This is a genomic window from Kitasatospora sp. NPDC058162 (assembly GCF_042884005.1).
In the GTDB taxonomy this organism is placed as follows: Bacteria; Actinomycetota; Actinomycetes; order Streptomycetales; family Streptomycetaceae; genus Kitasatospora.
This window is the reverse complement of the sequence record NZ_JBHVUS010000006.1, coordinates 303887-327513: the sequence shown is the minus strand read 5'-3', so window position 1 is coordinate 327513 and position 23627 is coordinate 303887. Positions and strand designations below refer to the sequence as shown.

The 23627-nt window shown below is 72.7% G+C and carries 20 protein-coding genes; 11 read left to right on the top strand and 9 right to left on the bottom strand.

Going from position 1 to position 23627, the window contains the following annotated elements; all coding sequences use genetic code 11:
* From ACFVXG_RS15160 to ACFVXG_RS15130, 7 genes are all read left to right on the top strand, one after another.
* The gene (locus tag ACFVXG_RS15160) at positions 1–1389 is read left to right on the top strand and encodes a sensor histidine kinase (RefSeq protein WP_387927654.1); all 1389 of its coding nucleotides are present in this window, start codon (positions 1–3) and stop codon (positions 1387–1389) included.
* Between the two features lie 94 nt (positions 1390–1483).
* Complete coding sequence (locus ACFVXG_RS15155; RefSeq protein ID WP_387927652.1) at positions 1484–2614, top strand: sugar ABC transporter substrate-binding protein; 1131 nt, start codon at positions 1484–1486, stop codon at positions 2612–2614.
* 71 nt (positions 2615–2685) lie between these two features.
* Entirely contained in the window at positions 2686–3465 is a 780-nt protein-coding gene (locus tag ACFVXG_RS15150) for an ATP-binding cassette domain-containing protein (protein ID WP_387927651.1), read from the top strand.
* A gap of 71 nt (positions 3466–3536) precedes the next feature.
* Positions 3537–4805, top strand: a complete 1269-nt coding sequence (locus ACFVXG_RS15145) for a sugar ABC transporter permease (protein ID WP_387927851.1) — start codon at positions 3537–3539, stop codon at positions 4803–4805.
* 30 nt (positions 4806–4835) lie between these two features.
* Positions 4836–5507, top strand: a complete 672-nt coding sequence (locus ACFVXG_RS15140) for a class I SAM-dependent methyltransferase (protein WP_387927649.1) — start codon at positions 4836–4838, stop codon at positions 5505–5507.
* A 104-nt stretch (positions 5508–5611) separates the two neighbouring features.
* On the top strand, positions 5612–6058 hold the full coding sequence (locus ACFVXG_RS15135) for a GNAT family N-acetyltransferase (protein WP_387927648.1): 447 nt from the start codon (positions 5612–5614) through the stop codon (positions 6056–6058).
* 166 nt (positions 6059–6224) lie between these two features.
* Positions 6225–7625 (top strand): aminotransferase class I/II-fold pyridoxal phosphate-dependent enzyme, encoded by a 1401-nt coding sequence (locus tag ACFVXG_RS15130; protein ID WP_387927646.1) that lies wholly within the window; start codon positions 6225–6227, stop codon positions 7623–7625.
* Between the two features lie 62 nt (positions 7626–7687).
* Here the strand turns inward: ACFVXG_RS15130 and ACFVXG_RS15125 are convergent, their stop codons facing one another.
* Entirely contained in the window at positions 7688–9133 is a 1446-nt protein-coding gene (locus tag ACFVXG_RS15125; protein ID WP_387927644.1) for an aminopeptidase P family protein, read from the bottom strand.
* Positions 9134–9310: 177 nt separating this feature from the next.
* Here ACFVXG_RS15125 and ACFVXG_RS15120 point away from each other — a divergent pair, with 177 nt between their 5' ends.
* Entirely contained in the window at positions 9311–9955 is a 645-nt protein-coding gene (locus ACFVXG_RS15120; RefSeq protein WP_387927642.1) for a hypothetical protein, read from the top strand.
* Positions 9952–10356 (top strand): hypothetical protein, encoded by a 405-nt coding sequence (locus ACFVXG_RS15115; protein ID WP_387927640.1) that lies wholly within the window; start codon positions 9952–9954, stop codon positions 10354–10356. The genes ACFVXG_RS15120 and ACFVXG_RS15115 overlap by 4 nt, the downstream gene beginning before the upstream one ends.
* Positions 10357–10772: 416 nt before the next feature.
* On the opposite strand, the gene ACFVXG_RS15110 is transcribed toward ACFVXG_RS15115, so the two are convergent.
* Entirely contained in the window at positions 10773–13589 is a 2817-nt protein-coding gene (locus tag ACFVXG_RS15110) for a BTAD domain-containing putative transcriptional regulator (RefSeq protein WP_387927638.1), read from the bottom strand.
* 204 nt (positions 13590–13793) lie between these two features.
* On the opposite strand from ACFVXG_RS15110, the gene ACFVXG_RS15105 reads away from it, so the two are divergent.
* A complete protein-coding gene (locus ACFVXG_RS15105) occupies positions 13794–14267 on the top strand; it encodes a hypothetical protein (RefSeq protein WP_387927636.1) in 474 nt (157 codons plus the stop codon).
* 69 nt (positions 14268–14336) lie between these two features.
* On the opposite strand, the gene ACFVXG_RS15100 is transcribed toward ACFVXG_RS15105, so the two are convergent.
* The 4 genes from ACFVXG_RS15100 to bioB all read right to left on the bottom strand — a co-directional run bounded on the left by ACFVXG_RS15100 (position 14337) and on the right by bioB (position 18149).
* Positions 14337–14783, bottom strand: coding sequence for a hypothetical protein (locus tag ACFVXG_RS15100; protein ID WP_387927634.1), 447 nt, complete (start codon positions 14781–14783; stop codon positions 14337–14339).
* Between the two features lie 78 nt (positions 14784–14861).
* Complete coding sequence (bioD, locus tag ACFVXG_RS15095; protein ID WP_387927632.1) at positions 14862–15596, bottom strand: dethiobiotin synthase; 735 nt, start codon at positions 15594–15596, stop codon at positions 14862–14864.
* Entirely contained in the window at positions 15593–16897 is a 1305-nt protein-coding gene (locus ACFVXG_RS15090) for an adenosylmethionine--8-amino-7-oxononanoate transaminase (RefSeq protein ID WP_387927630.1), read from the bottom strand. Before ACFVXG_RS15090 ends, bioD begins: the two co-directional genes overlap by 4 nt.
* A 31-nt stretch (positions 16898–16928) precedes the next feature.
* Positions 16929–18149: a biotin synthase BioB gene (gene bioB / locus ACFVXG_RS15085; protein WP_387927628.1), complete on the bottom strand. Its 1221-nt coding sequence runs from the start codon at positions 18147–18149 to the stop codon at positions 16929–16931.
* 261 nt (positions 18150–18410) lie between these two features.
* Here bioB and ACFVXG_RS15080 point away from each other — a divergent pair, with 261 nt between their 5' ends.
* Positions 18411–19265: a hypothetical protein gene (locus tag ACFVXG_RS15080; RefSeq protein ID WP_387927626.1), complete on the top strand. Its 855-nt coding sequence runs from the start codon at positions 18411–18413 to the stop codon at positions 19263–19265.
* Between the two features lie 71 nt (positions 19266–19336).
* On the opposite strand, the gene ACFVXG_RS15075 is transcribed toward ACFVXG_RS15080, so the two are convergent.
* From ACFVXG_RS15075 to ACFVXG_RS15065, 3 genes are all read right to left on the bottom strand, one after another.
* Positions 19337–21829: a DEAD/DEAH box helicase gene (locus ACFVXG_RS15075; protein ID WP_387927849.1), complete on the bottom strand. Its 2493-nt coding sequence runs from the start codon at positions 21827–21829 to the stop codon at positions 19337–19339.
* Positions 21830–21926: 97 nt separating this feature from the next.
* Entirely contained in the window at positions 21927–22613 is a 687-nt protein-coding gene (locus ACFVXG_RS15070) for a hypothetical protein (RefSeq protein ID WP_387927625.1), read from the bottom strand.
* Positions 22606–23376 (bottom strand): hypothetical protein, encoded by a 771-nt coding sequence (locus tag ACFVXG_RS15065; RefSeq protein WP_387927623.1) that lies wholly within the window; start codon positions 23374–23376, stop codon positions 22606–22608. Before ACFVXG_RS15065 ends, ACFVXG_RS15070 begins: the two co-directional genes overlap by 8 nt.
* Positions 23377–23627: the final 251 nt, after the last annotated feature.

Here is a 23627-nt window from a genome sequence, read left to right as displayed (position 1 = left end):
GTGCCCCGACTCCCGCGCTGGGCAAGCCGGTTCGTCCCCCGTACGGTGCGCGCCCGGGCCACCGCGGCCGCCGGTACGGTGCTGGCCGCCGCCCTCGTCCTGGCCGGGGCCGGGCTGCTCGCCGCCGTCCGCGCCGACCTGGTCGCCTCGGCCACCTCCGCGACCCGGCAGCAGGCCGACTCGATCGCCCAACTCGCCGTCCAGGGACGGCTGACGCCCGTCCTGCACGCCGCCCACGGCACCGACTTCCTCCAGGTCGTCGACGCCCGCGGCACCGTCCTCGCCGCCAGCCCCAACCTGGCCGGCCGCCCCGCCCTGCCCACCGCCGGGCCCACCGGCTCGCACACCACCGACCAGGTCGACCCGCTCTACGAGCACCACCGCCAGCGGCTCGCCGCCGTCACCGCCGACACCCCGACCGGCCCGGTCACCGTGTACGCGGGCGCCTCGCTGCGCGCCGCCGACGAGGCCATGGACATCACCCAGGCCGGGCTCGCCGTCGCCTGCCCGCTGCTGCTGCTCACCGGGGTGGTGGTCACCTGGAAGGTCACCGGGCAGGCGCTGCGGCCGGTGGAGGCGATCCGCGCCGAGGTCGACGCCATCACCGGCCAGGACCTGCACCGCCGCGTCCCCGAACCGGGCACCGCCGACGAGATCGCCCGGCTCGCCGCCACCATGAACGCGATGCTCGACCGGCTGGAGGCCTCCGGCCGCCGGCAGCGCCAGTTCATCGCCGACGCCTCGCACGAACTGCGCAGCCCGCTCGCCGTGCTGCGCACCCAGCTGGAGGTCGCCGACACCCACCCGGACCCGGCGGTCCGCGCCGAGCTGGTGCACGGCGCCCTGGAGGACACCGACCGGCTGCAGAACCTCGCCACCGACCTGCTGCTGCTCGCCCGCCTCGACGCCGGCGGCACCGACGACCGCCCCCGCCAGCGGATCGACCTCACCGACCTGGTCGCCACCACCGTGCTGGCCCGCCCGTCCGGCCCGCACCGCCGCACCACCGACCTCGCCCCCGGGGTCGCCGTCGACGGCATCCCGCTCTGGCTCGGCCGACTGCTCACCAACCTCCTGGACAACGCCGAACGGCACGCCGCCACCACCGTGCACGTCCGGCTGGCCGTCGACCCGGCGCGCGGCCTCGCCCTGCTGGACGTCGAGGACGACGGCCCCGGCATCCCGCCCGCCGACCGGGAGCGGGTCTTCGAACGCTTCACCCGGCTGGACGACGCCCGCTCCCGCGACCACGGCGGCAGCGGCCTGGGCCTGCCGATCGCCCGCGACATCGCCCGCCACCACCACGGCACCCTCACCGTCACCCCGACCCCGGCCGGCGCCCGGCTCACCGCGGCGCTGCCGCTGGCGGGGGCGTCGGCGGGGTCGTAGGGACCCGTTCGGCGCACCAGGGGTCGTGGGCGCGGCGATCGCTTCCCAGACTCGGAGGGACAGGGGGGGCGGATTCAATCGGAGAGGTTTCCCGATGAGCATCAGGCTCCGCCGCGTCCTCGCGGTGACGGCAGTGGTTTCCCTCGGCCTCGGCGCGGCGTCCTGTGGCAGCGCCAAGCAGTCGTCGTCCGGAGGCGGTTCCGCAGGCGCCGCGAGCGCGAGCGGAGGCAGCGCGGCCGCGGTGGGCGCCGTGCGGATCGGCCTGCTGCTGCCGGAGACCAAGACCACCCGCTACGAGCAGTTCGACCGCCCGCTGATCGAGAAGAAGATCAAGGAGCTGGCCCCGGACGCCCAGATCGACTACTACAACGCCAACCAGGACGCGACCCTCCAGCAGACCCAGGTGGACACCGCCCTCACCAAGGGCGACAAGGTGCTGATCCTGGACGCGGTGGACTCCAAGTCGATCCAGTCCTCCGTCCAGAAGGCCCACGACGCGGGCGTCAAGGTGCTCGCCTACGACCGGCTCGCCCAGGGCCCGGCCGACGCGTACGTGTCCTTCGACAACCGCAAGGTCGGCGAGCTGCAGGGCCAGGCCCTGGTCGCCGCGGTCGGCGACAAGGCGAACGCGGGCGAGATCTTCATGATCAACGGCTCGCCGACCGACCCCAACGCGGCCGACTTCAAGGCCGGCGCGCACAGCGCCATCGACGGCAAGCTCAAGGTCGGCAAGGAGTACGACACCCCCCAGTGGGACCCGAACACCGCCAACCAGGAGGCCGCCGCCGCGATCACCGCGATCGGCGCGGCCAACGTGGTCGGCGCCTACTCCGCCAACGACGGCATGGCCGCGGGCGTCGCGACCGCGCTCAAGGCGGCCGGCCTGAGCGTCCCGCTCACCGGCCAGGACGCCCAACTCGACGGCATCCAGCGGATCGTGGCCGGCAGCCAGACCATGACCGTGTACAAGCCGCTCAAGCCGGAGACCGACTCGGCCGGCCAGATCGCGGTCGCCCTCGCCTCCGGCAAGCCGCTGGACTCCAGCCTGGTGCCGACCACGGTGACCAACGGCAGCGGCAACAAGGTGCCCGCCAACCTGCTCACCCCGATCGTCGTCACCAAGGACAAGGTCAAGGACACCGTGATCGCCGACGGCTTCTACACCGTCGCGCAGATCTGCACGCCGGACTACGCCGCCGCCTGCAAGGCCGCCGGCATCCAGTAAGCCGGCCGCGCCCCCGGAAACCGAACAGGCCCCGCCCCCACCACGGGTGCGGGGCAAGGGAGTTGGTCACTGTGCCAGGTGAGACCGTACTGGCCCTGCGCGGGGTCTCCAAACGGTTCGGCGCCGTCCAGGCGCTCACCGACATCGAACTGGAGGTGCACACCGGCGAGGTGCTGGCCCTGGTCGGCGACAACGGCGCCGGCAAGTCCACCCTGGTCAAGTCGATCGCCGGGGTGCACCAGCCCGACGAGGGCGCCATCGAGTGGCAGGGCCGGCCGGTCAGCATCCACCGGCCGCAGGACGCCCAGCAGTTGGGCATCGCCACGGTCTACCAGGACCTCGCGCTCTGCGACAACCTCGACGTGGTCGGGAACCTCTTCCTCGGCCGCGAGATCCGGCGCTTCGGCATCCTCGACGAGGTCGCCATGGAGAAGCGCTCCCGGACGCTGCTGGACACCCTCTCCATCCGCATCCCCAGCGTGCGGATCCCGGTCGCCTCGCTCTCCGGCGGCCAGCGCCAGGTCGTCGCGATCGCCCGCGCGCTGATCGGCTCGCCCAAGGTCGTGATGCTGGACGAACCGACCGCCGCCCTCGGCGTCGAGCAGACCGCCCAGGTGCTCGACCTGGTCGAGCGGCTGCGCGAGCAGGACCACGGGGTGATCCTGATCAGCCACAACATGGCGGACGTGATGGCCGTCGCGGACACCGTCGCGGTGCTGCGCCTCGGCCGCAACAACGGCGTCTTCGACAAGCGCAGCACCAACCAGGAAGAGATCATCTCGGCCATCACCGGCGCCACGGACAACGCCGTGACCCGGCGCAGGGCCCGCGGCCAGGAGGACTCCCCGTGAGCGACCACACCCCCGGGAACACCCCCGGCGACGAACCCGGACGGCACCGCCCCCGGCTGCCCGAGGACTCCATGCCCACCGGCGGCGTCAACGCGCCCGTCCCGGTCGCCCCCGAGGCCACCCCCGCGGTCGACCCCCGGCTGATCGTCCGCCAGGAGGGCATCAAGGGCTACCTGGGCGAGTTCCGCCGCCGGATGAGCAGCGGCGAACTGGGCTCGCTGCCCGTCGTGCTGGCCCTGATCGTGATCTGGGCGGTGTTCGGCAGCCTGAACAGCAGCTTCCTGTCCGCCCAGAACCTCTCCAACCTGTCCCAGCAGATCGTCGGCACCGGCATGATCGCGATCGGCGTGGTCTTCGTGCTGCTGCTCGGCGAGATCGACCTCTCGGTCGGCTCGGTCAGCGGCCTGTGCGCGGCGATCTTCGCCGTCCTGAACGTCAGCAACGGCGTCAACCAGTGGGTCGCCCTGATCACCGCGATCGTCGGCGGGGCGATCGTCGGCACCATCCACGGCTTCTTCTTCGCCAAGATCGGCGTCCCGGCCTTCGTCGTCACCCTGGCCGGCAACCTCGGCTGGAACGGCCTGATGCTCCAGGTGCTCGGTGCCACCGGCACCGTCAACCTCTCCGGCAAGGACGTCGTCTCCCGGCTCTACAGCACCATCTACGGCCAGCAGATCGCCGCCTACGGCGCGGCCGCGGTCGGCGTGGTGCTGTTCCTGGGTGCCTCGCTGGTCGACTCCCGGCGGCGGCAGGCCGCGGGGGTGCCCTCCCGGCCGGTCGCCGACATCGTGCTGCGCACCGTACTGCTGGCGGTCATCGCCTTCCTCGCCGCCTACACGCTCAACCAGTACAAGGGGCTGCCGCTGGCCCTGCTGATCTTCCTGATCTTCATCGTGGTGCTGGACTTCGTGCTGCGCCGCACCACGTACGGCCGCCAGGTGTTCGCGGTCGGCGGCAACATCGAGGGCGCCCGCCGGGCGGGCATCAACATCTCGTGGATCCGGATCAGCGTGTTCGCCACCTGCTCCACCATGGCCGGGATCGGCGGCCTGTTCCTGGCCGCGCAGATCCAGTCCGCCAGCCAGACCTCCGGCGGCGGCAACCTGCTGATGAACGCCATCGCGGCGGCCGTCATCGGCGGCACCAGCCTGTTCGGCGGGCGCGGCAAGACCTGGTCGGCGCTGCTCGGCGCGCTGGTGATCGCCTCGATCCAGTCCGGGATGAACATCCAGGGCCTGAGCAACGCCATCCAGTTCATGATCACCGGCGCGGTGCTGCTGGCCGCCGTCGTGGTCGACTCGCTGGCCCGGCGCACCCAGCGGGCCGCCGGGCGGGCGTGAGTGCGGCCCGAGGGGCCCTATGCTGCGGGAATGCCGAGTGAGCTGCGAGTTCATCGACCGGACACCGATCAGGCCTTCATCCTGCGGGAGACCGAACTGACGTCCGTGCCCTTCGTCCCCGAGATCCGCCTGCACATGGCGCAGGACGCCATCGCGCTCTGGGAGACCACCGAACGCGAACGCGGCGAGATCGGACTCCCGCCGCCGTTCTGGGCCTTCGCCTGGGCCGGCGGGGTCGCGGTCGCGCGCTACGTGCTGGACCACCCCGAACTGGTCGACGGGCGGGCGGTGCTGGACATCGCGGCCGGCTCCGGACTGGTCGGAGTGGCCGCCGCACTGCGCGGCGCGACGGGAGTCCGGGCGGCCGAGATCGACGCCTACGCGGTCGCCGCCATCGGACTGAACGCCGAGGCCAACGGCGTCCGGGTGGACGGCGCGCTGGTCGACCTGGTCGACGGGGACGGCGCACCCGCCGAGGTGGTGCTGGCCGGTGACGTGTTCTACGAGCGCACCATGGCCGCCCGCTTCCTGCCCTTCCTGGAACGGGCTGCCGCCCGCGGCGCCACCGTGATCGTCGGCGACCCGGGCCGCGCCTACCTGCCCCGGGACCGGTTCACCGCGGTGGCCTCCTACCAGGTGCCGGTGGTGGCGGACCTGGAGGACACCTCGGTCAAGACCACCACGGTGTGGCGCCTCGGCTGACCGTCGCCTCCGGCTTGCTACGGACCGTCCGCGACCCGTCCACGACCCGTCCACGACCCGGAATTCCGGGCGGCCAGGGCTGACACCCTGCTAGACAGGCCGGCATGACCGAACAGATCGTGCTGCGCCCCGCCCGCCCCGAGGAGATCCCCGCCCTGCTCGCCCTGTGGGCCCGGGCCGCCAAGGGCACCAGCATCACCGACGACGAGGCGGGCGTGGCCGCGCTGCTCGCCCGGGACCCTGAGTGCCTGATCGTCGCCACCACGGCCGAGGACCCGGGCACCCCGCTCGGCACCGTCATCGCCGGCTGGGACGGCTGGCGGTGCCACCTGTACCGCCTGGCCGTCGACCCCGGACACCGCCGCCGGGGCATCGGCGCCGCCCTGCTGGCCGCCGCCGAGGAGCGCTTCGCCGCACTCGGCGGCCGCCGCGCCGACGCGATGGTGCTGGACGACAACGCCCTCGGCCACCGCACCTGGCAGTCCGCCGGCTACCACCCCGAACCCCAGTGGAGCCGCTGGGTCAAGCCCCTGGTCGGCAACCGGGGTTGAGCGCTCCGGGGGTGACCCTGGGAGGACCGCGGCGGGAACGCCGTCCGGACGGCCGCCGAACGCTGGCGGCCGTCCACCCCGCGTGGTCCGCTGGGCCCGATGCGTGTGCGAACGGTCACGTTCCGCCACGCACGTCTCCGACCCGCCCACCCGACAGGGGACCCCCATGACCATGACCGAGAACGGCCTGCGGCTCGACTCGCCCGAGGATGCCGCCGACGTCCTGGCCGGCCTGACCGACTTCGAGCAGGCCCTCGCCTTCTACCACCGGCACCTCGCCCCGGACACCGCGATCAACCTGTCCGTCGCGGAGAACGTCCTGCTGTACCAGCAGTCGATGGACACCGACGTGTTCAAGAAGATCAAGCTGATCCCCGAGCGGAACATCCAGTACATGGCCTCGGCCGGCACCCCGCAACTGCGCCGGCAGGTCGCGGAGCTGCTCAGCCGGGCGTTCGGCGAGACCGTCGCGGAGGAGAACGTCTTCGGCTGCGCCGGGGTCTCCTCCGCGCTGGAGTGCATCGCCTTCGGGCTGATGCGCAAGGGCGCGGGCACGCCGGCGCTCAAGCCGAAGGACGAGGTGCTGATCCCGGCGCCGTACTGGCAGGGCTTCAACTGGTCCTTCCAGGAGCGGCCCAAGCTCAAGTGCGTCCCGGTGAACCTGCCCACCACGGGCAAGAACCGGTACCGGCTCACCCTGGACCTGATCATCGAGGCCTACGAGGCACGGCAGAAGGCCGGCCACCGCCCCCGGATGCTCGTCCTCACCAACCCGCACAACCCGCTGGGCGTCAACTACGACCGGGCGCTGCTGGAGGAGATCTACGCCTGGGCGATGGCGTACACCGACATGCACATCATCTCCGACGAGATCTACTGCCACTCCCAACTCGAGAGCTCCGTAACGCCGTTCACCAGCGCGGTGAAGCTGGGGGCGTACTCGGGGTTCGCCGAGCGGATCCACGTGGTCTGGGGCTTCGCCAAGGACTTCGGGCTGTCCGGCTTCCGGACGGGCTTCGTGGTCTCCAAGAACCAGGCCGTCCACCGGGCCATGCTGGGCAACACCGACCCGGCCGAGCGGACCCACCCGCTGCCCTGGTTCACCCCGTTCGACTCGCTGAAGACCTACGTCATCGGCGAGTTGCTCAGCGCCCACCACAACGGCGAGCGCTACTCGACGTACGCGATGAAGACGTACCCGGGGCTGCTCAGCGAGAGCTTCCGTGCGGTCAAGGGCGCGCTGGACGCGGCCGGGATCAAGTACGTCCACCGGGAGGGGGACAACTCGGCGATGTTCTTCTGGTTGGACCTCACCGAGTACCTCGGCAAGCGCGCCGGGCACGCGCACGGGGAACTGCCGGTGATCAGGGCGGACGGGCTCGACCCGGACGAGAAGTGGCTGTTCGACCATCTCGCGGCCTCGCCCACCGAGGTCACCCTGCTGCCTGGTGGGGTGATGCACAACCCCGTGCCGGGGTTCTTCCGGCTCTGCTTCACCGCGAGCCCGGCCAAGGAGGTGGTGGACGCGGTGGGGCGGATGGCCACGGCGCTCGGCAAGCTCAAGTGACCGCGTGGAGTTGAAGTGACCGTCTGCGGCCCCGGCGTGCTGCCGGGGCCGCACGCCGGCCGTCAGCCGCGCAGCTCGGCCAGCCAGGCCTCGACCTCGTCGGCGCTGCGGGGGAGGTCGGCGGAGAGGTTCTCGTTGCCGCCCTCGGTGACCAGGATGTCGTCCTCGATCCGCACCCCGATGCCCCGGTACTCCTCCGGCACCGTCAGGTCGTTCTGCTGGAAGTAGAGGCCCGGCTCGACGGTGAGCACCATGCCCGGCAGCAGGGTGCCGTCGACGTGCTCCTCGGTGCGGGAGTGGGCGCAGTCGTGCACGTCGATGCCGAGCATGTGGCCCGTGCCGGCCAGGGTGAAGCGGCGATGCAGGCCCAGCTCGTACACCTTGTCGGCGGTGAGGTCGCCGAACAGGCCCCAGGCGGTGAGGTGTTCGGCGAGCTCGCGCTGGGCGGCGTGGTGGAAGTCGCGGAAGTCCGCGCCCGGCTTGACGGCGGCGATGCCGGCCTCCTGGGCGGCGTGCACCGCGTCGTAGACCTTGCGCTGGATGTCGGTGAACCGGCCGGAGACCGGCAGGGTGCGGGTCACGTCGGCGGTGTAGAGCTCATCGGTCTCCACACCGGCGTCGAGCAGCAGCAGGTCGCCGGGGCGGGCCTGGCCGTTGTTGCGCACCCAGTGCAGGGTGGTGGCGTGCGGCCCGGCGGCGGCGATGGTGCTGTAGCCGACGTCGTTGCCCTCCAGGCGGGCCCGGACGAAGAAGGTGCCCTCGATCAGCCGCTCGGGCGTCGCGGCGTCCGTGCTGAGGACGCGCACCACGTCCTCGAAGCCGCGCGCGGTCGCCTGGCAGGCGAGGCGCAGCTGGGCGATCTCGAACTCGTCCTTCACCAGGCGCATTCCGGAGAGGAAGACCTCGAACTCGCCGTCCCGCTCGGGGTTCGCGCGCTCCCCGAGGGTGGCCTCGACCCCGGCGTCGTGCCTGCGCAGCACCCGGACCGGGGCGGTGGCCGCGCCGAGGTCGGTGCGCACGGCGCGGACGTCCCGGCAGGGCAGGCCGAGCAGCCGCTCGCTCTCGGTCAGGCTGTTGCGCCGGCCGTCCCACAGCTCGCCGTGGCCGTCGAGCCAGAACTCGCCGCTCTCGATGTCGGAGCGGTTGCGCAGGTAGAGCACGGCCCGGTGGCCGCTCTCGCCGGTGGGCTCCAGCACCAGCACGGCGTCCTGGGACTGGTCGCCGGTCAGGTAGACGTAGTCGGAGGACGGGCGGAACGGGTAGTCGGTGTCGTTGGCCCGCACCTTGGGGTTGCCGGACGGGACCACCAGCAGCTCGCCCGGGAAGGCGGCGGACAGCGCGGCCCGGCGGCGCTCGGTGTGGGCGGCCTGCGGGATCGGCTCCAGGGCGTGGCGCTCGGTGTCGGCCCACCCGTGCTTCATGCTCTCGGCGAGCTCCTCGGTCACCCCGCGCGTGAGGCCGTTCTTGCGGTACTTGATGGGCTCGGTGGGCTCGGTGGGCTCGGTCACAGCGGACTCCGGGTGTGGGTACGTGGGTACGTAACAAGCGTTGTGTACCGTATATCGAACGGCGTCCGAAGAGAAGAGGGCGGGGTCGTCGGGGTCTTTTCCGGGCCCCGCCGCCTGGGGCTGCGGCCGACTGCGGCAGGGTGCTCGGGGTGCTCCGGATGAGGCAGGATGATCGGCATGACGGACACCCTCAGCTGGCTCGCGGAACCGCAGTCGATCGCCTACGGCGGCTACAGCGTGGTCCTGGCCCGGGGCCTGGAACCCGCGGAACTCGTGGCCCGGATCGCCGCCGAGGCCTTTCCCCGGCGCACCGCGCTCCCGCTCGGGCCGTGCACGGGCGAGGATCTGATCGAGGACCACGAGCTCGACTTCTCGAGCGGCACGGACGACGTCGCCCTGCGCTACGGCCAGGCCGACGGCCTCGCCTACGCGGTCGCGTACGGCTACTGGCAGGGCGAGTTGTCCCTCCCGGACTCCGTCTCCCGGGGCGGCGCCGACGTGTACCACGTCGAGTACGAGGAGGAGAACGGCAAGCCGGTACCGCCGCAGTTCCACTCCTCGCGGGACGGCCGCCCGCTGTGCGCCTTCAACCTCCACCTGGACTCCAGCTGGGGCTTCGACGGCGTCGACGGCGATCCGGTGACCGCCGCCGCGGTGACGGCCGACCTCGCCGCTGCCGGACTCCCCGACCCGGAGAACCGGAGGTACGAGTCCGTCCACCGCACCTGCCTGGAACTGCTCGGCCGCCGCTTCGGGCTCACCCTGCCGCGCGCGGCCGTGGTGGACGGCGAACTGCCCGCCGTACTGCTGGAGGTCGCGTGACGGCGCCGGGGGCGCACTGGGCGTTCGGCTGCGCGGAGTGCTACGGGGAGGACCCGGAGGCGGTGTGGGCGCGCCAGCGGGAGGGCTTCGCCTACGAGGCGGCGGTGGTGGCCGACCCGCACTTCTCCGTGTCCATCCGCCGCTGCCTGGCCTGCGCGCAGCGGTTCGGCTGGATCCGTACCGAGTTCACGAACTGGTCGGGCGGCGACGACGCCTCCTACGTGACGCTCGTGCCGCTCACCGGCCAGGAGTCCACCGCGCTGGCCGTCGGCACCCTGGCCCCGCTCGACCTCGGCCCGCTCGGCGAGGGCCGCCGCCACCTCCACCACGACCGGCCGAGCAGCGGCCCGGCACGGCTGCACTGGGCCACCGGGCCGTTCCCGGTCGAGGAAGGGCACTGAGGCGTCGGGCACCACTGAGGCGTGGGGCACCACTGAGGCGTCAGGGCGGGGATTCCCTGACGCCTCAGTGGGGGCTCGGTGCCGGGCTCAACGATCACGGAGGGCGGTAGACGGACTGCGAACGTCCGTTCCGGGTCGGCGGGGGCGGGATGTTGATCGACTGTCTACCGGCTGCTGCGAACGTGCGGGCGCTTGAGTCCCACGTGAGCAAGGAGCACGGAACGTGTTGCGAACTGTTGTGAACCGCACGGTGGTTGTCGGTGCGGTGATTCTGGCGGGAGTGTCCGGGCTCGCCGCCGTGGCGGCGGGGGATCCCGCACGGCACGGCTCGCCGGCTGCACCGCCGTCGGCCTGCGGGGGGTCGGCGGACGTGCAGTGCCTGGCGAGCAAGGTCGCCTGGAACGGGACGGGGCTGGTCATCCGGTTGAAGTAGCGGACCCGTCGGCGGTGGCCAGGGCCGTCAGCAGCGACCGGGCGTCGGCGGACTCCGGGGCACCCAGGCCGCTGAGCAGCCGGTGCGCCTGCGCCGCGTGAACGCGGGCGGCGGACTGGTCACCGCGGGCGGTCACCGCATGGGCCAACACCAGGTGGGCGAGAGCGCGTTCGCGCTGTCGCCCACCTTGCGTTGCGAGCCGTAGGGCTCGGGTCGCCTCGTCGACGGCCTCCTCGACCCGGCCGAGCAGCCGCAGCACGTCGGCCAGGCGGCTGCGGGCCGCCGACTCGCGGTCCAGGTCCCCGGCCGGGCCCGCGCGGTCGACGCAGGAGCGGAGCTGGGCGGCGGCCTCGTCGAGTCGGCCCAGCTCCTGGTGGGCGAGGCCGAGGACGTAGTGGACGTAGGCGGTCATCGCGGCGTCGGCGGTGCCGTCGGGGTCGGCGAGGAGCTGTGCGCAGGTCTCCGCGGCGTCCGTCGCTCGGCCGCTGCGGATCCGGGACAGCGCCGCGTTCGCGGTGCTCGCCACCTCGCCGGAACGGTGGCCGAGGCGGCGGGCGAGGGCCGCCGCCTCGTCGAAGGCGACGATCGCCTCCTCGTGGCGGGCCTGGGCCTGGGCGATCAGGCCCAGGTCGTTGAGGGCCTGCCGGAGCACGGCCGGGTCGTCCGCCTCCTGGCAGGCCCGGGCGGCCTGACGGGCCTGCTCGGCGGCCTCCTCCAGCCGGGCCCGGCCCAGCAGGACGGTGCCGAGGAGGAACCGGGCGCGGCCCTCGGCGGCGCGGTCGCGGCAGCTGACGGCGGCCGTGACGAGGAGGCGGGCGGCCTCCTCCGCCCCGCCGGCGAAGGCGCCGAGGCCCAGGGGACTGAGGGCGACCAGCAGGTCGACGGCGGAGCGTACGGCGGTGGCGTCCGGGACGTCCGGGCCGTGCGTGGCGATGGCCGCGGCGAGCGCGACGGCGCCGGGAGTCTCCGCCCGGGCCCAGCGGCGGGCGTCCGGCAGGTCCGTGAAGACCGGGTGGGGAGCCGGTGCACCGAAGACGTCGGCGACCGGGTCGCCGGGGACGGCGAGGGCGAAGGCCGTCCGGGCGTGGGTGAGGAGCAGGGCCAGGAGGTGGTGGTGGGCGGTGGTGCGCTCGGTCGCGTCGAGGCGCAGGGACCTCCGGCGGGCGAAGGCCCGGACCAGGTCGTGGAAGCGGTAGCGGCCGGCGCCCGTCGACTCCAGCAGCGCCTGGTCCACCAGCGCCTCCGTGAGGTGCTCCGCCTGGTGCTCGGGAAGGCCCAGGACGGCGGCCGCCGAGGCCAGGCCGATGTCCGGCTCCACCCAGGAGAGCCTGCGGAAGGCCGTCGCCAGGCGCGGCGGGAGGAGCCGGTAACTCAGCTGGAAGACCTGCTCGATCGCGGGGATGCCCTCGCGGTCGTCGGCCAGGAGCCGGACGAGCTCGGCGATCGGCTGGTCCGGGGTGGCGGCGAGCCGGGCCGCGGCGATCCGTACGGCGAGGGGGAGGCGGCCGCAGGCCTCCACCAGCAGCGCGGCATCGGCGCGTTGGGCGGCTCGGCGGGCGGTACCGATGACCGAGTCGAGCAGGCCGATCGCCTCCGGCGGGCTGAACACGTCCAGGGCGATCCGCAGGACGGACGGGATGCTCGGCAGCGCGGTGCGGCTGGTGACGATGACGGCGCAGTCGGAGGAGCCGGGGAGGAGCGGGTGGAGCTGGGCGTCGTCGCGGGCGTTGTCGAGGAGGATGAGCAGCTGCTTGCCGGTGGTGGCGGTACGGAAGAGGGCGGACCGGCCCGCGAGGTCCCGGGGGACGGCGGACGGGCGGATGCCCAGGGTGGCCAGGAAGTCCGCGAGGATGTCGGAGGCACTGGCGGGGACGAGGTCGGCGCCCCGGAGGTCGGCGTAGAGGCGGCCGTCCGGGAAGTGGGGGCGCAGCGAGTGGGCGGCGCGCACGGCGAGGGCGGTCTTGCCGACGCCGGCCATGCCGGTGACGGTGACCAGGCGCAGGCCGGGGGTGGTCCGGTGGGTGAGGGCGTGGGCGATGTCGGCGACATGGGGCTGGCGGCCGGTGAAGTGGGGTGGGGCGGAGGGGAGTTGGTCCGGGTCCAGCTCCTGGCGGAGGGCGGTGATCTCGGGCCCGGGCTCGATCCCGAGGTGCTCGACCAGCCGGGAGTGGAGCGCGTCGTAGACCGCCCGGGCCTCGGCCGTGCGGCCGCTGCGGTGCAGGGTGCGGATGAGCAGGGCCTGGAGGCGTTCGCGGAAGGGGTGTTCGGCGGCGAGTGCCTCCAACTCCGCCAGCTGGTCGGCGGAGTGGTCGAGGGCGAGGTGCTCCTCCTGGAGTGTGAGGCGGAGTTCGGAGAGTCGTTGCCGCTCGCGGCTCATGAGGGGGCCGGGCAGATCGGCGAGCGGCTCGCCGCGCCAGAGCGAGAGGGCCTCGGCGAGGTGTTCCCGGGCCTGGTGCGGGTGGCTGGCGGCGAGTTCGTGGAGCTGTTTGACCCGCCAGAGATCGATGTGGTCGGGGTCCACTGCCAGCCGGTAGCCGCCGGATTGGGAGAGCAGGAGGGAAGGCTTCTCGCGTACCGGCTCCAGCAGCTTGCGCAGTTGCGAGATGTAGGAACGGAGGGCGACGACGGGCGATCCTGGAGGCTCGTCGCCCCATAAGTCGTCGACCAGTTGGTCGATCGCGACGACGGAGTTCGGCCGGAGGAGGAGCGACACCAGCACCGCCCGCTGCCGAGGCGCCCCCAGCTCGATGGCCGCACCGGCGCGCTGCACGCGGAGCTGCCCGAGTAGGGCGAAGCTCAACGGGTCCGGATGGCCGACTGGTCGCAAGGCGCTTCCCCCAATAGCTCAAGACGGTGCCGAATCGTCGACTGGCTCCACATCCTTGCTGTCGTGGCGTCCGTTCACAAAGCGTGCTGTCAACTCTCGGCCACTGCAGTCCGGTTCATTGCCGTGTTCCGCGTCCAAAGCCTTGACCGGCCACGGGGGGTGGCGGATCCTCGGGGCATGACCGTGCCTGTGCAACGCCGTCCCGGTGGTTCCCGGGCCAATGCGGTGGCGGTGTTGCTGCTCGCGGGTGGGGCCGTCGCCTCGTTGGCGCTGCCGTGGGCCGCCTACAGCGGGGAGAGCGGCGGCCTGGAGTGGTCGGGCTTCGACTTCCTGAACAGCCCGCGCTGGGTCGGGGAGTTGACCAACGGCGCCGACATCTGGATGGGCGGCTTGCAGTGGCTCGGCCTGGTGCTGGTCGGCCTGTCCGTGCTGCGTCTGCTCACGCGGGAAGTCCGGCTGGCCGGCCTGTCGTTGCTGCTGGCGGCCGGGGTGGCCGGTGCCGCCATCGGATCGCTGGTGCAGTTCCACAAGGTGCTCCAGGACGCGGGTGGCTTCGCCCCGTCCATGCAGGCGGGCCCGGTCGTCGCCGCGGTCGCCGCCGTGCTGTGCTTCCTGGTCGCCTGCTTCGGCCCTGCCACCGAGCACCGTTGAGCCTGTTGATCTCACGGGGCGGTGCGGGCTTCTCGCACCAGCTCGAAGCCCGTACCGCCTTTCTGCTCCTCAGACGCCGTTGAGGGCGTAGTTGCGGAAGGTGGCGAGCAGCGGCAGCACCTCGGTCTTGTTGGGGTCCTCGGTCACGGCCCGCATCGCGTCGATGACGGTGTGGGCGATGACCTTGGTGACGGTGAGGTCGTCCGCGGCGGCGACCGTGCCCCAGGCCTTGAGGGTCTGGGTGAGCAGGGCGCTCATCCGCGCGCCGATGTTGGCGCTGACGGCGTCCGAGAGTTCGGCGATCTCCTCGTCGCTCATGCTGGACCGCAGCCCGAAGGCCAGGGCCATCAGCGTGTCCATCGCGTGCTCGCCGTACGCGGCGACCAGCGCCGGCAGCGACCGTTCCCCGGCAGTGCCGGCCGTGAGGGCGACCAGCGCCTCGTCGTCGTCCTTCCAGGCCGCCTCCAGGGCGGCCAAGGCCCGGAGGGCCTCGTCCATGCTCAGCCCGTCTGTCATGCGGGCAACGCTATTGAGCCCCTGGTGCCCGGATCTGCAATTCGGGCACCAGGATCACTCCATCGAGCGAAGCGGGGGCTATTCCGGCCGGTGGACGTGTGCGAAGTGCTCGGCGTTCCAGCTGCCGCCCAGCTCGGGGGCCAGGGAGGCGACGGCCAGGGCCGCGAAGTCCTCGGCCGCGCCCGCCCGTTCCGGCAGGGCGCCGAGCAGCGGGGCGCCGGCCGAGCGGGGGAGGTCGGCGAGGTTGCAGCGTTCGGCGAGGCCGGGCTCGGCGGGCCAGGAGCCGACGACGACGCCGGCCAGCGGGAGTTCGCGGGCGGCCAGGGCCTCGGCCGTGAGCGAGACGATGTTGAGGGTGCCGAGTCCGGCGGAGGCGATCAGCAGCACCTCGGCGTCGAGGCCCGCCTCCCGGACGGCCCGGGCCTGGTCGGCGAGGGTGCGGCCGTCACCGTCGTAGCGGACGAGGAGCCCGCCGGCGCCCTCGACCAGCACCAGGTCGTGCGTGGCGGCGAGGTCCCGTACGGCGGTGACCACCTCGGCGGGGGAGAGGTACGGCATGCCGGCCCGCCGGGCGGCGGTGTCGGGGGCCAGTGGCTCGGGGTAGCGCACCAGCTCACGGAGCGTCAGTTCCCCTGCCAGGCGCTGCACTTCGGCCGCGTCGCCCGGCTCGCCCGGCGCGACGCCGGTCTGTCCGGGCTTGAGCACGGCGACCTTCCGGCCGGCCCGCAGGGCGGCCGAGGCGAGGGCCGCGGTGGCGACGGTCTTGCCGACGTCCGTGTTGGTGCCCGTCACGAACAGGATGCGCGCGCTCATCCGGCCACCGCCGCGGCGGTCACGGCGGCAGCGATGCGTGCCACGTCCTCGTCCTCCGTCACATAGGGGGGCATGGTGTAGATCAGGTCCCGGAAGGGGCGCAGCCAGACGCCCTCGCGGGCCGCCGCCTCGGTGGCGGCCGACACGTCCACCGGGTGGTCCAACTGCACGACGCCGATGGCCCCTTGGACCCGTACGTCGTGTACGCCCGGCAGGTCGGCGGCCGGGGCGAGGCCCTCGACCAGCCCGGTCTCGATGCGCTTGACCTCCACCGCCCAGTCCTGCCCGAGCAGCAGGTCCAGCGAGGCGTTGGCGGCCGCGCAGGCCAGCGGGTTGCCCATGAAGGTCGGCCCGTGGGCGAGGACGGGCATCTCGCCGCGGCTGATGCCGTCGGCGATCTCGCCGGTGCACAGCGCGGCGGCCAGCGTCAGGTAGCCGCCGGTGAGCGCCTTGCCCAGGCACATCACGTCGGGGCTGACGCCCGCGTGGTCGGCGGCGAACAGGGCGCCGCTGCGGCCGAAGCCGGTGGCGATCTCGTCGAAGACCAGCAACACGCCGTGGCGGTCGCAGAGTTCGCGCAGCATCCGCAGGTAGGCGGGGGAGTGGAACTGCATCCCGCCGGCGCCCTGGACCACCGGCTCGACGATGACGGCGGCCAGCTCGTCGGCGTGACGGGCCATCAACTCCTCGAACCGCGCCGCGTATTCGGGGTCGAGCGGGGCGTCGAAGCCGGCCGGCGGCTGCGGGGCGAAGAGCTGTCCGGGCAGCACTCCGCCCCACAGGTGGTGCATCCCGCCGTCCGGGTCGCAGACCGACATCGGGTGGAAGGTGTCGCCGTGGTAGCCGCCGCGCCAGGTCAGCAGTCGGCGCTTCCCGGGTCGCCCGGTCGACTGCCAGTACTGGAGGCACATCTTCATCGCGACCTCGACCGCGACCGAGCCCGAGTCGGCGAGGAAGACGTGCTGGAGCGGCTCCGGGGTGATCTCGACCAGCCGGGAGGCGAGCCGGACGGCGGGCTCGTGGGTGAGCCCGCCGAACATCACATGGCTCATCCGCCCCAGCTGCTCGCGCACCGCCTCGTCCAGCACCGGGTGCCGGTAGCCGTGGATGGCCGCCCACCAGGACGACATCCCGTCGACCAGCTCGCGCCGCCCGCCCGCGACGGGCTCGGCGAGGCGCAGTCTGACGCCCGAGGCGGATTCGACCACGTACGGGGTGACGGTGCCGGGCATCGGCCCGTACGGGTGCCAGACGTGCGCCCGGTCGAGGGCGAGCAGCGTGTCCGCGGACAGCTGGGACATGGTGGGATCGCTCCGGAGTGTGCGGGGAAGGTCAGGCGTTGGGCGCGAGTTCGGTGCCGGCGCCGCGGCGGCGGACCTTGACCAGGTCCTCGCGCAGCTCGTCGTTCGCACCCTCCGGGGCGACCGTCGTGGCCTCGGCGAGGGGGGCGTGCGAGTGCCCGCCGCAGGGCCCGCAGCCGCCGCCGCTGCCGCAGGCCGAGGCCGCGGTGCCGCAGCCGCCGCCGGCCTGGGCGGCCTCCGCGACGTCCGCGCGGTGGCGGGGCAGGGTGGCCTCGCCGGCGCCCTCGACCTCGAAGCCGGCGTCCTTGATCATGTCGAGGTCGGCCTGCCCGGCCTGGCCCTCGCTGGTCAGGTAGTCGCCGAGGAAGATCGAGTTGGCGATGTGCAGGCCGAGCGGCTGCATGGTGCGCAGGTGGACCTCGCGGCCGCCGGCGATCCGCACCTCGGTGTCGGGGTTGACGAAGCGGACCATCGCCAGGATGCGCAGGCAGCGCTGCGGGGTGAGGTTCCACTCCTTGGCGAGCGGGGTGCCCTCGAAGGGGATGAGGAAGTTGACCGGGACGGAGTCCGAGCCGAGCTCGCGCAGCGCGAACACCACGTCGACCAGGTCCTCGTCGGTCTCGCCCATGCCGGCGATCAGGCCGGAGCAGGCGGACAGCCCGGCACCGTGGGCCTTCTGCACCGTGTCGACCCGGTCCGCGTAGGTGTGGGTCTTGGTGATGGTCCCGTAGGTGTTCTCGGAGGTGTTGAGGTTGTGGTTGTAGGCGTCGGCACCGGCCGCCTTCAGCCGCTCGGCCTGGTTGTCGGACAGCAGGCCGAGGCACACGCAGATCTCGACCTCGGGGTCGGCGTCCTTGATGGCGGCCATGGTGTCGGTGACCCGGTCGATGTCACGGTCCGTCGGGCCGCGGCCGCTGGCGACCAGGCAGACCCGCTTGGCGCCGCCGGCCACCCCGGCGCGGGCGGCGTCGGCGGCCTGGTCCGGCTTGAGCCAGGTGTACTTGAGGATCTCGGCCTTGGACCCGAGCCGCTGCGAGCAGTAGGAGCAGTCCTCGGGGCAGAGCCCGCTCTTGAGGTTCACCAGGTAGTTGAGCTTGACCCGGCGGCCGAACCAGCGGCGGCGCACCTTGCCGGCCGCGGCGACCACGTCGAGCAGCTCGTCGTCGGTGGTGGCGAGGACGGCCAGGGCCTCCTCGCGGGTCGGGACTTCGCCGCGCAGGCCCTTGGCGGTGAGGGTATCGAGCAGATCCATGGGGCCGATCCTGCCTGGTGGCGCGCGAACGGCGCCAGAGCAAACCCACCAGAAGATCCCCGGAAGGATGTGCCGATTGCCACAGTGTCGAAGCTCACGGCGTCGGCGCTGGTCACGCGCTTGACGGCGGCGCCGACGAGAGGTTACCGACGGGTAGCGGCGGGGCCCGACGGAGTGCGTGCCCGGGTGCGTCCCGGGGGAAGATCGACAAGCCCCGACCCCGTGACCCAGGCCACCCGGCCGATGCTTAGAATCTGCGCCATGACCACGCAGGGGGCGCGCACCCCGACTCCGGGAGAGGGCCAGGACGGCCAGGCAGGACAGCGGACCGACGGGGGAGCCGGGGTCGCCGGGAGCGCCGCCGCAGCGGACCGCAGGCGCGGCCGGCGGGTGACCGGCCGCCGGGCGGTCGGCTGGGTCGTCATGGTGGGCGTGGTCGCGGCCGGCGGATGGATCATCACCCGCCCGACGCCCGGCGACTACATACCCGGCCTGGGCCCGTCCAAGGCGGACGCCGCCCGCACGCCCCCCGTGGTCGGCACCCCGCCGCCCACCACCGACCCCGAGGCCCTCAACGCCGGCAACCTGTTCCCCGCCCAGCGCCCGGTCGAGGTCGCCGGCTACAAGGCCCGGCGCGGCGGCATCCGGCAGGGCGAGAAGTGCGACGAGGTGCTCCAGGACCGTACCCAGGAGCTGCTCAAGGACAGCGGCTGCCAGGCCTACCTGATCGTCAGCTTCACCGGCGTCGACCACCCGGTGCGCAGCAGCGTCACCCTGCTGCGCTTCGCCGACCAGGCCGCCGCCGCCAGGGCCGCCGACACTCTGCGCGGCAAGCCCGGCGTGGTCGCCTTCATGCTCGCCGACACCAACATCGCGCCCGCCCCGTCCGCCGGCAGCGCCAAGCCGGGCAGCGAGGCCCGGGTCGAGGCGGTCGGCCACTACGTGACCGTCACCAGCTCCCGCCCCGGCGACGCCCGCCCGGCCGACACCGCCTCCTCGAACCCGGCGCCGTCCACCCCGGCGCCGACCGCATCCGGTTCAGGCGGTGAGCCGAACCTGGACGAGGCCACCCGGGCGCTGTCCTACGCGGCGGGTCAGCCGTTTGTGTGGATGTGACAAACGCCAAGGGGCCCGGCGCGCGCCGGGCCCCTTTTGACGTTCACTCAACCGTCGATCCTGACGGAGGGTCAGCCGCCGAGCCGGTCCACCGCGGTCACCCGCACGACCGCCCGGCCCTCCTCGTCCGAGCCGTACAGGTCGACCTCGGCGCTGATGCCCCAGTCGTGGTCGCCCTCCGGGTCGTCGAAGATCTGCCGGACCTTCCAGGCGGAGTCCTCCTCCTCGATGATCAGCATCTTGGGGCCGCGCGCGTTCGGGCCGGTGCCCAGGTCGTCGTACTCGTCCCAGTACCCGTCCATGGCGTCCGCCCAGCGGTCCGCGTCCCAGCCGTACTCGCCGTCCAGCTCGCCGAGTTCGTTCCAGTGCTCCAGCGCGCACAGCTCCACCCGGCGGAACATCTCGTTGCGCACCAGCACCCGGAAGGCCCGCGCGTTCGCCGTCACCGGCGCCGGCTTGTCGTCCAGGGTGATCTCGGCGGTGGCCGCGTCGGTCGGGTTGGCCAGCTGCTCCCACTCGTCCAGCAGGCTGGAGTCGACCTGGCGGACCAGCTCGCCGAGCCAGGCGATGACGTCCTTGAGGTCGTCGGTCTTCACGTCCTCGGGGACGGTCTGCTCCAGCGCCTTGTACGCCCCGGCCAGGTAGCGCAGCACGATGCCCTCGGTGCGGGCCAGCTCGTAGAAGCCGACGTAGTCCGAGAAGGTCATCGCCCGCTCGTAGAGGTCCCGCACCACGGACTTCGGCTGCAGCTGGTGGTCGCCGATCCACGGGTGCGCCCGGCGGTACACCTCGTAGGCGTGGGTGAGCAGCTCCTCCAGCGGCTTCGGGTAGGTGATCTCCTGGAGCCGCTCCATCCGCTCCTCGTACTCGATGCCGTCCCGCTTCATCTCGCCGACGGCCTCGCCGCGCGCCTTGTTCTGCTGGGCGGCGAGGATCTGGCGCGGGTCGTCGAGGGTCGCCTCGACCACCGAGATGACGTCCATCGCGTACGACGGCGAGGTGGGGTCGAGCAGCTCGAAGGAGGCCAGCGCGAAGGTGGAGAGCGGCTGGTTGAGCGCGAAGTTCTCCTGGAGGTCCAGGGTCAGGCGCACGATCCGGCCCTCGGCGTCCGGCTCCGGCAGCCGCTCCACCACGCCGCCCTCGAGCAGCGAGCGGTAGATCGCGATCGCGGTGCGGATGTGCCGGCGCTGCGCGGCCTTGTCCTCGTGGTTGTCGGTGAGCAGCTTGCGCATCGCCTCGAAGGCGTTGCCCGGGCGGCCGATCACCGACAGCAGCATCGCGTGGCTCACCTTGAACCGGGAGACCAGCGGCTCCGGGTCGGCGCCGATCAGCTTGTCGAAGGTCTCCTCGGTCCAGCCGACGAAGCCCTCCGGTGCCTTCTTCCGCACCACCTTGCGCTTCTTCTTCGGGTCGTCCCCGGCCTTGGCGATCGCCTTGTCGTTCTCGATCACGTGCTCCGGCGCCTGGGCGACGACCTGGCCCACGGTGTCGAAGCCGGCCCGGCCCGCGCGCCCGGCGATCTGGTGGAACTCACGGGCGCGCAGGATGCGTACGCGCTGGCCGTCGTACTTCGACAGGGCGGTGAACAGCACCGTGCGGATCGGCACGTTGACGCCCACGCCGAGCGTGTCCGTCCCGCAGATCACCTTCAACAGGCCCGCCTGGGCGAGGCGTTCGACCAGCCGGCGGTACTTCGGCAGCATGCCCGCGTGGTGCACGCCGATGCCGTGGCGCACGAACCGGGACAGGTTGCGGCCGAACTTGGTGGTGAAGCGGAAGCCGCCGATCAGATCGGAGATGGCCTCCTTCTCCGCCTTCGAGCACATGTTGATGCTCATCAGCGACTGGGCCCGCTCCACCGCTTCCTTCTGGGTGAAGTGCACGACGTAGACCGGCGCCTGACCGGTCTGCAGCAGCTCCTCCAGGGTGTCGTGCATGGTGGTGCGGCGGTACTCGTAGAACAGCGGCACCGGGCGGGTCGCGTTGCGCACCACCGTGGTCGGACGGCCGGTGCGGCGGGTCAGGTCCTCCTCGAACCGGCGCACGTCGCCCAGGGTCGCCGACATCAGCAGGAACTGCGCCTGCGGCAGTTCCAGCAGCGGGATCTGCCAGGCCCAGCCGCGGTCCGGCTCGGCGTAGAAGTGGAACTCGTCCATGACGACCTGGCCGATGTCCGCCCGGGTGCCGTCGCGCAGCGCGATCTGCGCCAGCACCTCGGCCGTGCAGCAGATGATCGGCGCGGTCGGGTTGACGCTCGCGTCGCCCGTCATCATGCCGACCTGCTCGGTGCCGAACATCTTCACCAGGTCGAAGAACTTCTCCGACACCAGCGCCTTGATCGGCGCCGTGTAGAACGTCCGCTGCCCCTCCGCCAGCGCCGCGAAGTGCGCACCCGCCGCCACCAGGGACTTGCCCGAGCCGGTCGGCGTCGCCAGGATGACGTTGTTCCCGGAGACCAGCTCGATCAGCGCCTCCTCCTGCGCCGGGTACAGCGTGATCCCGCGCTCCTCCGCCCAGGCTGCGAACGTCTCGTACAGCGCATCGGGAGTGGCGGGCTTCGGCATCAGATCAAGGAGGGTCACGCCGCTATCTTGCCTGCTCGCCGCCACCCCGGGCAAAGCCCGGCGGTGGGGCGCCGGGCCGGGGAACGGGACGGCGGGGTCAGAACGGCGCGGCGGGGGACTGCCCGGCCAGCTGGGGGTCGTTCGCGCAGCCCTCGGCGTGGACGAGTTCCCGCGCGGTGCGCAGGGCGGCGTCCACCCGGATCTGGTGCACCTTGACGGCGGGCGTCTCGGCGGGCACCCGGTCGCCGGTGATGGTGATCTTGCGGTACGGGAGCGGGGCGCTGCCGCCGTGGGCGGCGGGGGCGGAGGGGGCGGCGGGCGCGGCGGGCGGGTCGCAGCGCACCATCAGCTGCACCGTGCCGTCGTGGAACAGCCAGCCCTGCGCGCCCGAGCCGAACTCCAGCCGCGCCGGGCGGACCGGCTCCCAGCCGACGGCCTCGGCGTCGGCCTTCGCCCGCAGGAACCGCTCGTCCGCGTGCGCGACCTCGATCTTCGCGACCCAGTGGGTCCGGGCATCGTCACCCCGCCAGTCCACGGCGCAGACCGGATCCTCCAGGGTGTCCCGGTTGCCGAGCTGCTCCTTGCCCTGCCAGACGACGGCCTCGTGGCCCTTGCCGGACAGCGCCGCGAGGTCCTCGTGGGTGAAGGCGCTCCAACAGGCGGCCTGCGGCACGTCGGCCGACTGCGTGGACCGCCACCACCAGAACCCGCCACCGAGGCCGGCGGCCAGCACCGCCGTGCCCAGGACGACCGGCAGGACGCGCCCGCGTGAACGCTCAGCCATCGGCCTTCACCTTCTCCTGCACGAGATCGGGGATCGCCGGTGCGGCGGACGGCAGTTGGACCTGGTTGCTGCACCGGTACTCGGCGGCGGCGGCCCGGGCGATCTTCAACGCGATCTCGCCGTACGCCTGGCCCCCCTTCGGCTGACTGCCCTGCGCCGTCGGGGTGGTGTAGACCCCGTCGCTGCCGACGTCGACGCGGAAGTACGGCGGCGCCGCCTTGCGCTTGGGGTCGTTCCCGGCGGGGACCTGGAAGTCGCACCGCACGTACAGCCGGACGCGGTGGTTCCCGTCGGCGGTGGCCAGCCAGGCCGCGCCGGGGCCGCCGTCGAGCGGGGTGGCCCGGCGGTTGCGCGAGGCGTCCTGGGCGCGGTCCGCCTCCATGCCGCCCCAGGCGGGGTCGACCTTGACGGCCAGCAGCCGGCCCTTGCGGCCGTCGTCCCCGTGCCAGGAGAGGCGGCACGCATTGCTGCGGATCTCCGTCTCCTCCGGGGAGGTCGGCGTCTGGAGCCGGGGGTGCGGCGAGTCCTCCGAGACCTTTCCGAACTCGCCGGTGAGCGGCCTCAGGTCATTCCCGGAGAGCGCCGACCAGCAGGCGCTGCGGGGTATCTCCAGCGACCGCCACGGCCGCCACACCCAGAGCACGCTCCCGGCGATGAGGGCCACCCCGAGGACCCCCGCCGACCAGGGCACCCAGCGCCGCGGCCGCCGCTGCGGCGTCGGGGCGTCGGTCCAGTACGGGACTGTCTGCGCGACATCGGCCATGTTCAGTTTTCCGTCCGTATCGGGGTTGCGAGGGCCCGCACCGGGGATAGTCGTTTCGCTGTCCCGGCCGAATCGCCCGGGTCGGCTAAGAGCCGGGGATGCATTCGACGATCGAATTCGAAGTTCGTCACGTGTCCGTCCTCCAGGTGGATCGGCACGGAGCGTACCGAAATCATCGACGCTCCGTCGGCGAATCCGGCGGGAACGGCCGAATGAGAATACGGAATGGGCGATTCGGCATTTTCGGTATT

Excerpts from the sequence above, each read along its gene's own strand:
- ACFVXG_RS15135 (WP_387927648.1), top strand. The coding sequence starts at position 5,612 with ATGACCGAACAGATCGTGCTGCGCCCCGCCCGCCCCGAGGAGATCCCC.
- bioB (WP_387927628.1), bottom strand. The coding sequence starts at position 18,149 with ATGGATCTGCTCGATACCCTCACCGCCAAGGGCCTGCGCGGCGAAGTC.
- ACFVXG_RS15120 (WP_387927642.1), top strand. The coding sequence starts at position 9,311 with ATGACGGACACCCTCAGCTGGCTCGCGGAACCGCAGTCGATCGCCTAC.
- ACFVXG_RS15140 (WP_387927649.1), top strand. The coding sequence starts at position 4,836 with ATGCCGAGTGAGCTGCGAGTTCATCGACCGGACACCGATCAGGCCTTC.
- ACFVXG_RS15130 (WP_387927646.1), top strand. The coding sequence starts at position 6,225 with ATGACCATGACCGAGAACGGCCTGCGGCTCGACTCGCCCGAGGATGCC.
- ACFVXG_RS15090 (WP_387927630.1), bottom strand. The coding sequence starts at position 16,897 with ATGTCCCAGCTGTCCGCGGACACGCTGCTCGCCCTCGACCGGGCGCAC.
- ACFVXG_RS15080 (WP_387927626.1), top strand. The coding sequence starts at position 18,411 with ATGACCACGCAGGGGGCGCGCACCCCGACTCCGGGAGAGGGCCAGGAC.
- ACFVXG_RS15105 (WP_387927636.1), top strand. The coding sequence starts at position 13,794 with ATGACCGTGCCTGTGCAACGCCGTCCCGGTGGTTCCCGGGCCAATGCG.
- ACFVXG_RS15065 (WP_387927623.1), bottom strand. The coding sequence starts at position 23,376 with ATGGCCGATGTCGCGCAGACAGTCCCGTACTGGACCGACGCCCCGACG.
- ACFVXG_RS15145 (WP_387927851.1), top strand. The coding sequence starts at position 3,537 with ATGCCCACCGGCGGCGTCAACGCGCCCGTCCCGGTCGCCCCCGAGGCC.
- bioD (WP_387927632.1), bottom strand. The coding sequence starts at position 15,596 with ATGAGCGCGCGCATCCTGTTCGTGACGGGCACCAACACGGACGTCGGC.
- ACFVXG_RS15070 (WP_387927625.1), bottom strand. The coding sequence starts at position 22,613 with ATGGCTGAGCGTTCACGCGGGCGCGTCCTGCCGGTCGTCCTGGGCACG.
- ACFVXG_RS15100 (WP_387927634.1), bottom strand. The coding sequence starts at position 14,783 with ATGACAGACGGGCTGAGCATGGACGAGGCCCTCCGGGCCTTGGCCGCC.
- ACFVXG_RS15075 (WP_387927849.1), bottom strand. The coding sequence starts at position 21,829 with ATGCCGAAGCCCGCCACTCCCGATGCGCTGTACGAGACGTTCGCAGCC.
- ACFVXG_RS15155 (WP_387927652.1), top strand. The coding sequence starts at position 1,484 with ATGAGCATCAGGCTCCGCCGCGTCCTCGCGGTGACGGCAGTGGTTTCC.